This is a genomic window from Shinella sp. BE166 (genome assembly GCF_051201095.1).
In the GTDB taxonomy this organism is placed as follows: Bacteria; Pseudomonadota; Alphaproteobacteria; order Rhizobiales; family Rhizobiaceae; genus Shinella; species Shinella lacus.
The window spans coordinates 57,129-72,318 of the sequence record NZ_JBPEHL010000022.1; the positions used below are offsets into that span (position 1 = coordinate 57,129).

Consider the following 15,190-nt stretch of genomic DNA (forward strand, 5'->3'; position numbering starts at 1 on the left):
GGATCCGATGGTCGGCGCGGCACGACCTCCTCGTGGCCTACGCCAATCTGTCAGCGAATATCTTCGCTAACACTGATACTAGCGAAGGAAATTTCGGGAACTAGCGTGCCTGATGCGGAGATTCTGTACTTTAATGCAGATTATTATGCTGCATTGCGAAAAAATGGTTCTATCTGCGCAAGGTTTCATCGGGCGGTGACAGGTCGTCGCGCTGGGGGCGGCGCTGCGGCGTCAGCCGGCGATAGGCCGAGGGCGTCATGCGATGGTGGCGCAGGAAGGTCCGGTTGAAATTGGAGATGTTCAGGTAGCCGACCTCGAAGCAGATGTCGGTGATCGGCATGTCGCTTTCCGCCAGAAGCTTGCAGGCCTGCCAGATGCGCAGCTTGTTGACGTGATCGGTAAAGGTGTTGCCGGTGTTCTTCTTGAAGAAGCGCGAAAAGGCGCTCTCGCTCATGCCGGCAAGATCGGCGACGTCGGACAGGCGAATGTCGGTCGCGAAATTTCGATAGATGAAGACGAGCGCGCGCTGGAGGGCATCGAGCGTTTCGGCATCGAGCTTCGGCGAGTATTCCGGCGAAGAGAGGATCTCATATTCCGCAGAGCGGGCAAGCAGATCGAGCAATTGCAGGAAGAGCGCAAGCCGCGCCACGCCTTTTTCCGTCCCCATGCGCTCGACGAGGTCGGCGCCCTTCACCAGCGTCTCGCCGTTGAACACGAGACCCCGCTGCGCACGGGCGAAAAAGTCCTCCAGCTGGGCGAATTCCGGCAGCAGCCGCGTCGCCTCGCGGATGCGGTCCGGATGGAACTGAACGACGACCTCCCGCCCTTCGATCACCTCGCCCGGCGCGGTCATCGTCACCCAGTCATGCGGCAGGTCGCTGCCGATCACGGTGAGATAGGTGGCGGAAAAGGCGCCGATATAGTCGCCGACAAAGGCAACGCCCTCGCCCTTGCGGATCAGATGGATCTCAAACTCCGGGTGGAAGTTCCAGACATTGCGCTCCCAAGGATAATCGTCGAGCCGCCAGAGAAAGCTCTCGTCAATGCCGGTAATGATGTGCTCGAAGGTTGGCGGGCTTGAGGCGAACGGACCAGGCCTCAGCTCTATGCCGCCCTTGGCTTCGCGCATCTTGGTAAGAGTGGCCACGTCCTGCTCCTGCGGATCAAACTCCAAGGAAAGCACGTGCCACCCGCCCGCCCCAGACGTCCCGCATCCTGCCTTCCACTTGCATTGTGACGGCAAATGCCGGCCCGGACAACCGACCGAGCGGAGGTCATGCTTTGCCGAAGGCAGGCCCTGCCATTTGGCCGATAATCCGAAACTCCCGGCCCACGGGGATCGCCTGACCTTAACCCCGCGTTAACCTGACGTTTTACCTAAGCGCCTATCCTGTTTGACATCGGCGCAACCGGCTAGCACGTTGTCCGCGGAGGCGAAGCGTGGGTACAGTATGGCATGATCTGCTCGCCAACATGGCGATCCTGGCACTCCTGGTTTCGATCTGGAGCAATACACAACTTCCGCGGCTCTTCCGTCACGCCGTCGTGCGGCAGCTCAGTTTCGGCCTGCTTCTGGGAACCGGCGCAATCCTCGTGATGCTGCTGCCGTTCCAGATCAGCGACGGTATCTTCATCGACCTGCGGACCACGGTGATTGCCGTTTCGGGCCTCTTCGGCGGGCCGATCGCCCTGACGGTGACGACCGTTCTCGTCGCGGCCTTCAGGCTCTTTTCCGGTGGCGCGGGAACCGTTGCCGGGCTGACGGGCATCGCGATCGCCGCTGCTGTCGGCATGGCCGCCTACCACCTGAAGAAGGACCAGCGTCCTTCCTTTCCTGCCATTCTGGTTTTCTCCGCGACCGTCGCCGTCAGCGGTCTTCTGGGCTTTCTCGCGCTGCCGCGCGACACGTTGATCGCCATCGCGCCCACCGTCCTGCTGCCGACGACGATCATCGTCTTTGCCTCGACGCTGATGATCTCTCTTGCAATCGCCAGCGAGCTTCGCCGGCGGGAAATGACGCAGAAAAACCATATCTACAAGGTCGTCATCGACAGCCTTCCGGACTGCCTGAACGTGAAAGACGTCGAAGGACGGTTCATCGTCGCCAATCCGGCGACGGCTTCGCTCATGAAAGCAACGGATTCGAACGCCCTTATCGGAAAATCCGATTTCGACTTCTATCCGGCCGACATCGCCCTCAAGTTCAAAGCCGACGAGGAGAAGGCGGCACAGGGCGAAACGTCCTACGTCATCGAGCAGCAGGTGACCCACCGGGACGGAACGATCGCCTGGCTTTCGACGCTCAAGTCGCCGCTGCTGGACGAGAACGGGCACGTGACCGGCGTCATCACCCACAATCGCGACGTCACCGCCAAAAAGGAGCTTGAGACGGCGCTCGCGGAAAGCGAGCGCAAGGCGACGGCCGCGCTGACCAACATGGCCGACGGCCTCGTCATGTTCGACGAGAACCTCAACGTCGTTTTCTGCAACGAGCAATATCGGACGATGTTTCCCCTGACGGCGGACCTGCGCGTGCCGGGCACGCCGGCCGCATCCATCCTCTATGCCTCGATCGCGCGCGGCGAGCTCATCAACATTCCCACGGACAACGTGACCGAATGGGTCAATACCGCCGTATCCCGCCTGCGCTGCCCCGGAACGGTGCAGTTTCCGCTCTTCGACGGACGCTGGATCGAGTCCAGGACGAACCCCGCGCCCGACGGCACATGCTTCGTGGTCTGTTCGGACATTACCGACGGCAAGCAAAGCGAACAGAGGCTGCGCGATCTCAACATACGGCTGGCAGAACTTGCCGAAACGGACGGGCTCACGGGCCTGCTGAACAGACGCGCCTTCGACACCATCCTGGCGCAGGAAATAGCGGCCGCGGGGCGCGGAGAAGGACCGCTGAGCCTCCTGCTTCTCGACGTGGACCGCTTCAAGGCATTCAACGACACCTATGGCCACACGGCCGGAGATGACTGCCTGCGTGCGATCGCCGAGTGCCTGCGCGCAGTCGCCCACCGCCCCACCGATCGCGTCGCCCGTTATGGCGGCGAGGAAATTGCATTGATCCTACCCGACACGCCGGAGGAAGGCGCACTCACCCTCGCCCACAAACTGCGCAACCGCATCCGCGCGCTGGAGATTGCCCATACCGGCAGCGAAAAAGGCATCGTGACCGCCAGCATCGGCGTGGCGACGCTCACCAACCATACGATCGGGCCGGATGCCGGCCGGCTCGTCCTGCGCGCCGACGAGGCCCTCTATCTTGCCAAGGCATCCGGTCGCGATCTCGTCCGTGCATGGGAGCCCACCAAGCCGCACCTCGTGAAAACAAAGGGATAATCGGGGCACCCGAAGGCCACCACTATCCTCGGTCCGCGATCCTCTGCAGCATCTCCTCCAGGAGAAGGCGCTCACCCGGCGACAGAACGGCAACCTCGTCCAGCCGGGACCGCAGGGCGGTGGCGATACTTGAAAGCTCGCTGCCATTCTTCAGGGGGCGCCCCTCGATAATCTGCGAGAAAACAGCTTCGCGCGCGGCATCTGCCAAATCGCCGCGTTGATCCGGGGCCTTTGCCAAAAGGGAAAGAACGCAGCCGATTCCTGCCGCATGAACGAGATCGACCGCATGTTCTTCGCTCACCCGAAGACGCCCGAGGCGCGCAAGACGGCCGACCTTTTCCCGCAGCACCGCCAATCCGGCAAGGGTCACCTTGGATGGCGGATTCGGGTAGGTCGTCCGGATCAGGTTGAAGATCGCCGGGTTGGCGAGACCGAACGCGATATAGTCGTCCCACCCCCTGCGCATGTCTTCAACGGGATCGGCCGCCGGTGCGCGCCGCACCTTCTCGGCGATGTAGTTTGCATAGGCCGCTTCTGCTACGGCATCGAGAAGCCCCCGTTTGTCGCCAAACAGGCGGTAGATGGTGGGTGCCTGAACGGAGGCAGCGTCCGCCACCGCCCGCGTGGTCGCCGCCTCCTCCCCGCCCGCCGCCACAAGGCGGGTAGCCGCGGCGAGAATGCGCGCTCGCGTATCGCTGGGTTCATCTGCGGGAGAGGTAAATTCATTTGTCGCCATCAGCCGATTTTAGCAGCGATTGTTAGCGGCGCTATCACAAACTTGATTTCAACGATAATCACTGATATCACCGTCACGTTATCATTGCTAACAAGAGGTAGAATCATGATTGTCGTAACGGGCGCCACCGGAAAGCTGGGCCGTCTGGTGGTTCAACACCTGCTCGAACGGGTTCCCGCCGAGAGGATCGCAGTCAGCGTGCGCGATCCCGGCAAGGCAGCGGCGTTCTTGCAGCAGGGTGTGCGGGTGCGCCATGGCGATTTCGCGCAGCCGGACAGCCTTGCCGGTGCGTTCGAGGGCGCAACGCAGGTGCTTGTCGTCTCATCCAACGCCAGCGCCTATGGCGGGGACTCGAAAGCGCAGCATCGCGACGCCATAGCGGCGGCCAAGACCGCGGGCGTGCGGCGCATCCTGTATACGAGCCATATGGCCGTAAGCGCGACGTCGGCATTCCTGCCGATGCATGTGCATGCGGCGACGGAAACGATGTTGCAGGAGTCCGGCATGGCCTGGACGGCCCTGCGCAACGGTTTCTACGCCGAGAGCGCCCGACAAATGACCGCCGATGCCGCAAGGACGGGAGAGGTCGTCGCTCCGGAGGACGGAAAATTCTCCTGGACCGCCCACGAAGATCTGGCGGCAGCCGCTGCAACCATCCTCGCCGAGGAAGGCCGCTTCGACGGCCCGACACCGCCGCTGACAGCCCCGGCGGCGCTGGATTTCACGGACATCGCCAATATCCTGAGCGAGATTTCGGGACGGACAATCGCCCGCAGGACCCTGACGGACGATGAATTCGAGCAGCTTCTCGCAGCCCGCAGCCTGCCCCCGGCCGTCATCGCCATCACGCTCAGCATGTATCGAGCAGCGCGCGCGGGAGAGTTCGCAAGGACGGACCCCACGCTCGGCAAGTTCCTGGGGCGCGAGCCGATCTCCGCAAGACAAATCCTCGCAAGCTAGAATGGCGAACGCGGGCTTGACCCGGAATTCAGAAGAAGGAGCCGGCCATTTCCGGTGGGCCTTCGAGGGCGTGGGCCATGAATTCCAGCGCCGATTGCAGGGACGGACGGCTGATCGGGCCGCCAAGGCAGATGCGCACCGCTTCCGGCGGGGTGCCGTCGACGGTGAAGGCATCCGAGGCGACGACGCCGATGCCGGCAGAGCGCATGTGCGTACCGAAGGTGGAACGCGTCCAGCCGTTTGAAAGCGGTAGCCAGATGTTGAAGCTGATCGGATCGGCGCGGTAGCTGCCGGCAGGCAGCATTGCGGCGACGATCGCCTGGCGCGCTTCGGATTCGGCACGGATGAAGCGCAGGATCGTGTCGGCCGTGCCGTCTTCGATCCAGCGGGTGGCAAGCGCCATCATCAGCGGCGAGGCCATGACGTTGTTCGCCCGCATGGCGCTGGCGAAAGGCCAGGCGGCGCGGCTGTCCGGCGCGACCACATAGGCAAGGCGCAAGCCCGCGCCGATGCATTTCGCCAGCCCGCCGATATGCCAGGTGAGGTCCGGCGCCATGGCGGCGAGCGGGGCCGGCGCATGGAGCGGAATGAAGCCGTACGCGTCATCCTCGACGATCGGCACATGGTACTTGCGCGCCACCGCGCAGATTGCCTCGCGCCGGATAGTCGGGATCGTCAGTGTCGTCGGGTTCTGAAGGGTCGGATTGAGGTAGATCGCCTTTGGCTTCTCGCGCTCGCAGGCCTCGGCGAACGCCTCCGGCAGGATGCCCTCCTCATCCATCGGCAGGCCGACGAGGCGAAGGCGAAGCTGGGCGGCGATCGAGCGCATGCCGGGATAGGTGATGTTTTCCGAAAGGACCGTCTCGCCCGGCTTTGCCAGCATGCTCAGGATGGCGAGCAGCGCCGGGTGCGCGCCGGGGGTGACGAAAATGCGCTCCTGCGCCGGCACGAGGCCGCGGCGGCTGAGCCAGGCGGCGGCCGCATCCTTGTCCATGACGGTTCCGCCAAACCCCTGGTAGCGCAGAAGCGGCACGAGATCGGCAGCGACGGCCGAAAGCCCTTCCCGCATGCGGGCGAGCAGATCCGGATTGTCCGGCTCCGGCGGCATGTTCATGGAAAAATCGACGACGGTGGCGCGGCGCGGATCGGACGCCATGGCGGAGGAAAAACCGCGTCGTTCGCTGTCCAGGCCGCCGGTGACGAAGGTGCCCCGCCCCACATGGGACTGCACGAGCCCGCGCTTCTGCGCCTCCAGATAGCCGCGCGCGACCGTGGTGAAATCGATGTCCAGCCGCTTCGCCAGCTCACGCTGCGGCGGCAGCCGGTCGCCGACGACCAGATGGCCGCTGCGCAGGTCCATCTCTATCAGATCGGCGATCGCCATGTAGCGCGGGCTGTTGGAGCGGCTGAGGTCGGGATGCCAAGTCTTCATGAGGTGCGGGAGTCCGTCTGCGATCATTGACTGTATATTGCTGCTTTTTCTCCCTGTCATCCCGCGATTGCTGGCAAAGGCGCCGCAAACCGCGGCTCCCAGACCGGGTGTCGCCGCGCCATGACCGTTCGATGCCGTATTGAATGCAATTTGAATGCATTCAATACGGCCATTGTTGATGGCCGTTTCAGCAGGTCGCTGCTCTCATTTTTGACTTCCGGAATCAAATTTTCGCCAATTGACTGTATAATTGAATGCATTTTTGCGACCGTTGACTGCAATTTGTGCAAAATCAATTCTGGCATGGGCCTTGCAATTGAATGGCTGTGCCCCGGCAGGGGCTTGACGCCAACATAGGAGCCATTCATGCCCGCAATCACCGCACCGGCCCATGCAGACGGAGACTTCTTCGTCGATTACGAAGAGAAGGTTTTCGAGGACGTCCAGGCCAGGGAAGGCGAGAAAGCCCTCATCACGTTCCACACCGTCGCCTTCGAAGGTTCGATCGGCCTCGTCAACCTGTTGCAGGCCAAGCGCCTGAAGCGCAAGGGCTTCGAGACCGCCGTCCTGCTCTACGGCCCGGGCGTCACGCTCGGCGTGCAGCGCGGTTTCCCGAAACTCGGCGCTGAGGCCTTTCCCGGCCATCTCAACTTCAACAACCAGATCAAGGGCTTCATTGAGGAAGGCGGCAAGGTCTATGCCTGCCGTTTCGCTCTCCAGGCGCTCTACGGCCACGGCGAACAGGCGCTGATCCCCGGCATCCGCCCGATCAGTCCGCTCGACGTGCTCGACCTGATCCTCATCCACCGCCGCGACGGCGCCTTCATCCTCGACACCTGGACCCTGTGACCCGGCGGAGGCGGACACGCTCCGCCTCCCCGTCCCGATGGAAGGAATTCGTCATGGACAAGAAGCTGATGGTCCGCGCCGCCGCCGCGCAGATCGCGCCGGACCTCACGTCCCGCGAGGCGACGATGGCGCGCGTGCTGGAAACGATCCGCGAGGCCGCGAGCAAGGGCGCCGACCTGATCGTCTTTCCCGAGACGTTCGTGCCCTGGTATCCTTATTTCTCCTTCGTGCTGCCGCCGGTGCTTTCCGGCAGCGAGCATGTGCGGCTCTACGAGGAGGCCGTAACCGTGCCGAGCCCGGCGACGGATGCGGTCGCCGCCGCCGCAAGGGAAAATGGCATCGTTGTCGCGCTCGGCATCAACGAACGCGACCGCGGCTCCCTCTACAATGCCCAGCTTGTCTTCGACGCCGATGGCACGCTTCTCCTGAAGCGCCGCAAGATCACACCGACATTCCACGAGCGCATGATCTGGGGCCAGGGCGACGGCGCTGGGCTGACGGTGGTCGACAGCCGCGTCGGGCGCATCGGCGCGCTCGCCTGCTGGGAGCATTACAATCCGCTCGCCCGCTATGCGCTGATGGTCCGTCACGAGGAGATCCACGTCGCGCAGTTTCCCGGCTCTATGGTCGGCCCGATCTTCGCCGAGCAGATGGAAGTGACGATCCGCCACCATGCGCTCGAAAGCGGCTGCTTCGTCGTCAATGCCACCGGTTGGCTGACCGACGCGCAGATCGCCTCGATCACGCCGGACGAGAAGCTGCAACGGGCGCTGCGCGGCGGCTGCATGACGGCGATCATCTCGCCCGAGGGAAAACACCTCGCGCCGCCGATCACCGAGGGCGAAGGCATCCTCATCGCAGACCTCGACATGAGCCTCATCGTCAAGCGCAAGCGCATGATGGATTCGGTCGGCCATTACGCCCGGCCGGAACTTCTCTCCCTCCTCCATGACGACCGGCCGACGCGGCCGATGGTCACCGCCCACCCCGCCTTCGAAACCGATCCGGCAAGGAACAGCACCGATGGACACGATAACGCGTCTTCCGACCGAGAAACTGATCAACGAATTGCAGTCCTTCGGAGCCAGGCTGGTTGATCCGAAGGCGGGGCACGAGAGCCGCCGCGGCGGCGCCGGCCCTTCCGACCACAAGCCGATGACCATCGACGGCATGACCGTCATGGTGCCGGTGCACACCGCGCCGGCCTTCGAAAGCCCCTATCTGGTCGAGAAGCCGGACGAGACGGGCAGGAGCCGCATCAGCCGCGACGGCCGCGTCATCGGCGAGGTCTCCTTTCCGCTTCGGCCACGCTTCTACGAGAGGACGACGGCGGACGGCATCCCCTATTCGCAGATCGCCGTGCTGCACGGTCGCGACGTGCTGGCGACGACGGTGCTCCAGACCTGCATCCGCTACCAGAGCCGCACCAAGACCTGTCAGTTCTGCGCGATCGGCCAGTCGCTCGCCGCCGGCCGCACCATCGCCCACAAGACGCCGGAACAGCTGGCCGAGGTGGCGAAGGCCGCCGTCGAGCTCGACGGGGTCAAGCACATGGTGATGACCACGGGCACGCCGAAGGGGCCGGACCGGGGTGCCGCGATCCTCGCCGAGAGCGCCCGCGCCATCAAGGCCGCCGTCGACCTGCCGATCCAGGCCCAGTGCGAGCCGCCGGAGGACGACGGCTGGTACAGGACCATGAAGGATGCGGGCGTCGATACGCTCGGCATGCATCTCGAAGTGGTGACGCCGGAACTGCGCGCGAGGATCATGCCCGGCAAGGCGCAGGTGACGATCCCGCAATATATGCGCGCCTTCGAGGCGGCGGTGAAGGTCTTCGGCCGCGGCCAGGTCTCGACCTATATCCTTGCCGGCCTCGGCGATACGCGCGAGGCGATCCTCGATATCTGCGCGAAGCTGGTGGCGATCGGCGTCTATCCCTTCGTCGTGCCCTTCGTGCCGATCTCCGGCACGCCGCTTGAAAGCCACCCCGCGCCGAAGCCAGATTTCATGCATTCGATCCTCGGACCGCTCTCGAAGATGCTGGTCGACAGCGGCCTCAAGGCCGTGGACATCAAGGCGGGCTGCGGCAAGTGCGGCGCCTGCTCGGCCCTTTCCACCTACGAGAGGATGCTGACGAAATGATCATCGAACCGGTCTCCACCTTCCGCGCCAGCGAGTTCCAGGTGAAGTTCGCCACCTCCGCCTGGGAGCGGGCGCAGGCCCATGCGCTGCGGCGCGCCGTCTTCTGCGAGGAACAGGGCTTCTTCGAGGGCGACGACCGCGACGCGATCGACGCGCACGCCACGCCCATCGTCGCCCTGTCGATGCTGGGCGTGGCGGCGGACCGCCTGGTCGGCACGGTGCGCATCCACGAGGCAGAGCCGGGCGTCTGGTGGGGCTCGCGGCTTGCCGTGCATGCGGACTACCGGAAGATCGGCGCGCTCGGGGCGACGCTCATCCGGCTTGCCGTCTCTTCGGCAAACGCGATGGGCTGCCGCACCTTCCTCGCCAATGTGCAGCCGCAGAACGGCCTACTCTTCCGCCGGCTGCATTGGGATGTAATCGGGGAAATCGACATCTACGGCAAGCCGCACCTGCGCATGAAGGCGGACCTTGCCTGGTATCCGCCCTGCCCCACGCCCGAAGCGGGCTTCGTGGCGCTTGCGAGAAAGGCGGCGTGAGATGGCGGAAATCGATATCCCGGGCCTTGCCGCCCTTCTCGCCGAATCCAGCGGCGTCGCCGCCAAGGCGGACATTGCCGACGTCTCCGCCCGGCTCGGCCTTGCCGGCGCGCCGGTCGCCGTCGGCGACGACTGCGCGGCGCTGCCGGATGGCGACGGCTACCTGCTCTTCGCCATCGAGGGCTTCATGAATGGCTTCGTCGCCGCCGATCCGTGGTTTGCCGGCTGGTGCGGGGTCATGGTCAACATTTCGGACGTCGCTGCGATGGGCGGCCGGCCGCTCGCCGTGGTCGATGCCGTCTGGGCGGATGGCAGCGAGGCCGCCGCCCCCGTGCTCGACGGCATGCGCGCGGCCTCCGCCGCCTTTGGCGTGCCGATCGTCGGCGGCCACACCAATATCCGCACCGACCGCGGCCAGCTTTCGGTGGCCATCCTCGGCCGGGCGACGCGGCTGCTGACGAGCTTCGACGCAAGGCCCGGCGACGTGCTGATCGCGGCGATCGACCATCGCGGCCGCTACCGCGAGCCCTTCGACAACTGGGAGGCGGCGACGTATGCCCCGCCGGCGCGCCTTCGCGGCGACCTCGAAATCCTGCCGGAGATCGCGGAAGCGGGCCTCGCCCTTGCCGCCAAGGACATCAGCCAAGGCGGGATCATCGGCACGGCGATCATGCTCGCCGAATGTTCGGACGTGGCGATCGAGATCGACGTGACGCGCATTCCGCTACCGGCCGGCGTGCCTCTGGACCGTTGGCTAAGGACCTTCCCGAGCTTCGGCTATCTCCTCTCCGTGCCGCCGGAAACGTGCGATGCGGCGCTGGAGCGCTTTGCCCGCCGCGCGATCGCCGCCGCCGCGATCGGCACTGTCAAAGCCGGCAGCACGGTCGCGATCACCGACGGGCGAACCCGCGCCGTCATCCGCGACCATGCGGAAACCCCGCTGATGAAGGCCGCACCGTTGGAGGAAAGCGCATGACGGACCGGCTGCGCATCGCCATGCTGGCGCATTCCACCAATCCGCGCGGCGGGGTGGTGCACGCCATGCACCTCGCAGAGGCGCTGACGGCACTCGGCCACGCGGTCGTGCTGCATGCGCCGGACGCGGCGGGAAAGGGCTTCTTCCGCCAGCCGACCTGCGGCACCGCCGCCTTCCCCGTCGCTGCGGCGCCAGCCGACATGACGGCAATGGTCGAGCAGCGCATCGCCGACTACATTTCCCATTTCGAGCAGCGCGCCAACCGCGGCTTTGACATCTTCCACGCCCATGACGGCATTTCCGGCAATGCGCTCGCCACGCTGAAGGCGCGCGGCCTAATCCCCGGCTTCGCCCGCACAGTGCACCATGTCGATACGTTCGGCGATCCGCGGCTGGTGGCGTTGCAGGACCGCTCGATCGTCGAGGCGGACCTGTCCTTCACCGTGAGCACGCTCTGGCAGCAGGCGCTCGGCGAACGCGGCATGCCGGCCGTCGTCGTCGGCAACGGCGTCGATACGGAACGCTTCGCGCCGACCTGGAGCGGCGAGCAGACGGCGCTGCGCGACCGGCTCGGCATTCCGTCAGGCCCAGTCTTCCTCAGCATCGGCGGAGTGGAGAAGCGCAAGAACACCACGGCCATCCTCGAGGCCTTCCGCCAGCTGCGCGCCGTGCGCCCCGATGCGCAGCTGGTGATCGCCGGCGGCGCCTCGCTGCTCGACCACAGCGCCTACCAGACGGAATTCCGCGCCGAGCTTGCAGCGCTCGCCACCCATGCCGCCGCCGTGCACATAGTCGGCCCCGTTGCGGACGAGGACATGCCGAACCTCTACCGGCTCGCCGACGCGCTGGTCTTCCCCTCGCTGAAGGAAGGGTTCGGCCTCGTCGTGCTGGAGGCATTGGCGAGCGGCATTCCGGCCATCGTCTCCTCCATCCCGCCCTTCACCGAATATCTCGGCGCCGACCATGCGCTCTGGTGCGATCCGAAGCATCCCGCCTCCATTGCCGATGCCATGGCACTGGCCCTCGTGCCGGCGATCCGCGAGCGCGTCATTCCCCGCGGGCTGGATGTGGCGGCAAGCTTCAGCTGGCGCCGCGTCGCTGAAAGCCATCTCGCCGCCTACCGGACCCTGAAGGAGGTCGTCCATGCCTGAAATGCACTTCGTCGTCACCTGGCCGGACGGACGGCGGGAGACCTGCTACTCGCCCTCGCTTGTCGTGAAGGAGTTCCTCGACGAAGGCGAAAGCTACCCCGTCTCCGACTTCCTCGAGCGCAGCCGCAAGGCGCTCACCATTGCCAGCGAGCGGGTGGAGGCGAAATACGGCTATCCCTGCTCGCTCGCCCGCGGCCAACTCGCCCGCATCGTGGCGACGGGCGCCCCCTTCCTTGCCGACACCGAGGCGCGCGTGCGCTGCGAAACCTTCCTTCCCTGAAAGGACCCGTCATGACCAAGCCCATCCTCAAATCCCACTACAGCGCCGTCGTCGTCGGTGGTGGACAGGCAGGCCTTTCGGCCAGCCACTACCTCCAGAAACACGGCATCGACCACGTCGTCTTCGAGCAGAAGACCGTCGCCCACAAATGGAAGGACGAGCGCTGGGACGCCTTCTGCCTCGTCACGCCCAACTGGCAATGCCAGCTTCCCGACCATCCCTATGACGGCGACGACCCGCACGGCTTCATGGTCAAGGACGAGATCATCGCCTATGTCGACCGCTTCATCGACAAGGTGCAGGCGCCCGTCTTCGACCATACGTGTGTGACCGCGGTGGAGAAGATCGGCGATCTCTTCCGCATCGAGACCTCCATCGGCACCGTGACGGCCGAAAGCGTCTTCCTCGCCACCAGCCTCTACAGTCGCCCCGCGATCCCTCGCGCCGCCGAACGCTTGCCGGACGCGATCGTGCAGATCCACACCGCCGACTACCGCAATCCCGGACAGCTGCCGAAGGGTGCGGTCGTCGTCGTCGGCTCCGGCCAGTCCGGCGCGCAGATCGCCGAGGACCTGCACCTTGCCGGCCGCAAGGTGCACATGATCACCGGCAATGCCCCGCGCTGCGCCCGCTTCTACCGCGGCCGCGACGTGGTCGACTGGCTCGCCGACATCGGCCAGTACGACATCACCGTAGAGCACGACGGCATGACGAAGAAGCGTCACGACACCAACCATTACCTCACCGGCCGCGACGGCGGACGCGACATCGACCTCAGGAAATTCGCGCTGGAGGGCATGTCCCTCTACGGCCGCATGCGCACGGTGGAACACGGCCGCATGCTCTTCGATGCCGACCTGACGGCCAATCTCGACCACGCTGACCGGGTCTATAACGGCATCAACGCACTGATCGACAAACACATCCTCAAACACGGCATCGATGCGTCAGGGGAAACCGTCTACCAGCCGGCCTGGCGACCGGAGACGGACCCGACGGAACTCGACCTCGCGGCGGCCGGCGTCTCCGCCGTCATCTGGGCGACCGGCTTTTCGCCCGACTGGTCCTATGTCGGCCTGCCGATCTTCGACGGCACCGGCTACCCGGTGCAGCGGCGCGGCGTAACCGGCGTGGAGGGCGCCTACGTGCTCGGCCTGCCGTGGCTGTGGACCTGGGGCTCGGGCCGCCTCCTCGCCGTCGGCAAGGACGCCGAACATGTCGTTGGCCATCTCGCCGGAACGCTTGCCGAGCGGCGATCCATGACCCGGCAGGCGGCGAACGGTTGACACCCATGAATCTCGCGATCTTCCCCGAGGCGATACGCGCGCCCACCGCCCGACTGCTGATGGAGCGGGCGCTGGAACCGCACCTCCTGATCGGCATGCCGCACCTGACGCCGGACGGGCTTTCCGAAACCTGGCTGATGAAGGAGCTCGGGCATCGCCACTGGCTGATGCTGGCGCGTGATCTCGGCATGGACGACGCCGATTTTCGCACGCCGGACGGGGCCGAGGCCTATGCGGCCTTCTGCGCGACGGCGTTGAGCAATGCCGATTTCGCCGCGGTCAAGGCAAACGATGTGCTCACCATCCGCTCGACGCTTCATCCCGTCGGGCGGACGCAGACGCTCACGCGGCACCACCTCTCCTGCGGTGAAAGGCCGATCGGCACGGTGGAACTCCTGTCGCTTTTCGTGACACGCAGCCGGGCGGGCGACAACCGCTCCATCATGCGCACCGCGCTGTCGAATCGCAGGAGCGCGGCCGGCGTGGAAAGCACGTTGGCGAAGACGGCGGCAGCGCTTCGTGCGGGGACGCTGCGCAGCCATTTCGGCCTTGCGAGCGACAGCGCGCCCCTCGCCTCCCACCGCTTCCAGCCCGACCGTCTCCAGGAATTCAACGGCGCCGGCCTGTTCTACTGCGCAGAATTCCAGGCCATCGCCAGCAGAGCCCTGGCATGCTGGCGTCCGGCGGAAAACAGGACGATCCGCGACCGTGACGTCTTCTTCTTCGGCAATATCGATGCCGGAGAAACCATCGAGGCCGAGCTTGCGGCCGAGACACCCAACAGCCCGACCCAGCTATGCCGGCTCAAGCGGAGCGACGGAAAGACAATCGGGATGGTGTTTTCCAACTATAGGGCGGGCCGCATTCTTCGATGAGAAGCTCGCACCTGGACTCGATCTCGGACATCATCCTGATCGATAAGATGCATGCAGATTTCACAAAGTCTGCCGGCCGTGCTGTCTTTTATCGAAATTAGGCTTTCGGTGATCTTGCGTGTGCCTAACTGCCGTGCACCAGACTGTGGATCATGGCCACAAGGCGCAAAATCTCTGCTTCACTATTGTAGTAGTGGGGCGACGCCCGCACGACGCTGGGCAGTGCGCGGGCGGTTGCATCGAGCAAGGTGTCACGATCGCGGCGGGACGTGGCCCAAGATCGTGGACCTTCACGCCGGAAATCCCGGCAAGGGCTCACGAAGCTGGTCGGCCAAGGATCGACAACGCTCCATAATGACATCGGTCCCAATTGCTTGCGCATAATCGATTGCAACACCGAATCCCAGCCGCGCGGCATAATTGTTCTCCCAGGTCTCAAACCGGCGAGCGTCAGGCCGCAAGTCATAATGAATAGCCCCTAGAAGTACGCGTTCATTGCCTTGCATCGCTTGCAGTTTTCCGTGCGGACGATGTGCCGTCTTCTGCGGGTTCATCCCAGCGGATTTTACACCTAGCTGAAGAGCCCGCTGAGCATGCGGGCCAGCGAGGACAAGCG

The 15,190-nt window shown here is 64.8% G+C and carries 15 protein-coding genes and 1 pseudogene; 11 read left to right on the forward strand and 5 right to left on the reverse strand.

What is annotated here, in order from left to right:
- Nucleotides 1-169: 169 nt before the first annotated feature.
- On the reverse strand, nucleotides 170-1,147 hold the full coding sequence (locus J2Y63_RS31690) for an AraC family transcriptional regulator (protein ID WP_435269276.1): 978 nt from the start codon (nucleotides 1,145-1,147) through the stop codon (nucleotides 170-172).
- A 293-nt stretch (nucleotides 1,148-1,440) separates the two neighbouring features.
- On the opposite strand from J2Y63_RS31690, the gene J2Y63_RS31695 reads away from it, so the two are divergent.
- Nucleotides 1,441-3,348 carry a diguanylate cyclase gene (locus tag J2Y63_RS31695; protein WP_435269277.1) on the forward strand — a complete coding sequence of 636 codons (1,908 nt, stop codon included), beginning with the start codon at nucleotides 1,441-1,443 and terminating at the stop codon, nucleotides 3,346-3,348.
- Between the two features lie 22 nt (nucleotides 3,349-3,370).
- On the opposite strand, the gene J2Y63_RS31700 is transcribed toward J2Y63_RS31695, so the two are convergent.
- A complete protein-coding gene (locus J2Y63_RS31700; RefSeq protein WP_435269278.1) occupies nucleotides 3,371-4,084 on the reverse strand; it encodes a TetR/AcrR family transcriptional regulator in 714 nt (237 codons plus the stop codon).
- 105 nt (nucleotides 4,085-4,189) lie between these two features.
- Here J2Y63_RS31700 and J2Y63_RS31705 point away from each other — a divergent pair, with 105 nt between their 5' ends.
- The gene (locus tag J2Y63_RS31705) at nucleotides 4,190-5,044 is read left to right on the forward strand and encodes an SDR family oxidoreductase (protein WP_435269279.1); all 855 of its coding nucleotides are present in this window, start codon (nucleotides 4,190-4,192) and stop codon (nucleotides 5,042-5,044) included.
- A 28-nt stretch (nucleotides 5,045-5,072) separates the two neighbouring features.
- Here the strand turns inward: J2Y63_RS31705 and J2Y63_RS31710 are convergent, their stop codons facing one another.
- Complete coding sequence (locus J2Y63_RS31710; RefSeq protein ID WP_435269280.1) at nucleotides 5,073-6,476, reverse strand: PLP-dependent aminotransferase family protein; 1,404 nt, start codon at nucleotides 6,474-6,476, stop codon at nucleotides 5,073-5,075.
- Between the two features lie 56 nt (nucleotides 6,477-6,532).
- Entirely contained in the window at nucleotides 6,533-6,844 is a 312-nt protein-coding gene (locus J2Y63_RS31715) for a hypothetical protein (RefSeq protein WP_435269281.1), read from the reverse strand.
- On the opposite strand from J2Y63_RS31715, the gene J2Y63_RS31720 reads away from it, so the two are divergent.
- From J2Y63_RS31720 to J2Y63_RS31760, 9 genes are read left to right on the forward strand one after another with little or no spacing between them, the layout of a single operon-like run.
- A complete protein-coding gene (locus J2Y63_RS31720) occupies nucleotides 6,843-7,325 on the forward strand; it encodes an MSMEG_0572/Sll0783 family nitrogen starvation response protein (protein WP_435269282.1) in 483 nt (160 codons plus the stop codon). The genes J2Y63_RS31715 and J2Y63_RS31720 overlap by 2 nt on opposite strands.
- Before the next feature lie 53 nt (nucleotides 7,326-7,378).
- Nucleotides 7,379-8,422, forward strand: a complete 1,044-nt coding sequence (locus J2Y63_RS31725; protein ID WP_435269283.1) for a Nit6803 family nitrilase — start codon at nucleotides 7,379-7,381, stop codon at nucleotides 8,420-8,422.
- Nucleotides 8,349-9,467 carry an MSMEG_0568 family radical SAM protein gene (locus J2Y63_RS31730; protein WP_435269284.1) on the forward strand — a complete coding sequence of 373 codons (1,119 nt, stop codon included), beginning with the start codon at nucleotides 8,349-8,351 and terminating at the stop codon, nucleotides 9,465-9,467. The genes J2Y63_RS31725 and J2Y63_RS31730 overlap by 74 nt, the downstream gene beginning before the upstream one ends.
- The gene (locus J2Y63_RS31735) at nucleotides 9,464-10,006 is read left to right on the forward strand and encodes an MSMEG_0567/Sll0786 family nitrogen starvation N-acetyltransferase (RefSeq protein WP_435269285.1); all 543 of its coding nucleotides are present in this window, start codon (nucleotides 9,464-9,466) and stop codon (nucleotides 10,004-10,006) included. The genes J2Y63_RS31730 and J2Y63_RS31735 overlap by 4 nt, the downstream gene beginning before the upstream one ends.
- 1 nt (nucleotide 10,007) lies before the next feature.
- Nucleotides 10,008-10,982 carry a sll0787 family AIR synthase-like protein gene (locus J2Y63_RS31740; protein WP_435269286.1) on the forward strand — a complete coding sequence of 325 codons (975 nt, stop codon included), beginning with the start codon at nucleotides 10,008-10,010 and terminating at the stop codon, nucleotides 10,980-10,982.
- Nucleotides 10,979-12,133, forward strand: a complete 1,155-nt coding sequence (locus tag J2Y63_RS31745) for an MSMEG_0565 family glycosyltransferase (RefSeq protein WP_435269287.1) — start codon at nucleotides 10,979-10,981, stop codon at nucleotides 12,131-12,133. The genes J2Y63_RS31740 and J2Y63_RS31745 overlap by 4 nt, the downstream gene beginning before the upstream one ends.
- Nucleotides 12,126-12,413 (forward strand): MSMEG_0570 family nitrogen starvation response protein, encoded by a 288-nt coding sequence (locus J2Y63_RS31750; RefSeq protein WP_435269288.1) that lies wholly within the window; start codon nucleotides 12,126-12,128, stop codon nucleotides 12,411-12,413. The genes J2Y63_RS31745 and J2Y63_RS31750 overlap by 8 nt, the downstream gene beginning before the upstream one ends.
- 11 nt (nucleotides 12,414-12,424) lie before the next feature.
- Nucleotides 12,425-13,699 (forward strand): MSMEG_0569 family flavin-dependent oxidoreductase, encoded by a 1,275-nt coding sequence (locus J2Y63_RS31755; RefSeq protein ID WP_435269289.1) that lies wholly within the window; start codon nucleotides 12,425-12,427, stop codon nucleotides 13,697-13,699.
- Nucleotides 13,700-13,704: 5 nt separating this feature from the next.
- Nucleotides 13,705-14,574 (forward strand): Pnap_2097 family protein, encoded by an 870-nt coding sequence (locus tag J2Y63_RS31760; RefSeq protein WP_435269290.1) that lies wholly within the window; start codon nucleotides 13,705-13,707, stop codon nucleotides 14,572-14,574.
- A gap of 124 nt (nucleotides 14,575-14,698) precedes the next feature.
- Here J2Y63_RS31760 and J2Y63_RS31765 read toward each other — a convergent pair.
- Nucleotides 14,699-15,041, reverse strand: a pseudogene (locus J2Y63_RS31765) (aminotransferase); the annotation flags it as partial.
- Nucleotides 15,042-15,190 lie beyond the last annotated feature (149 nt).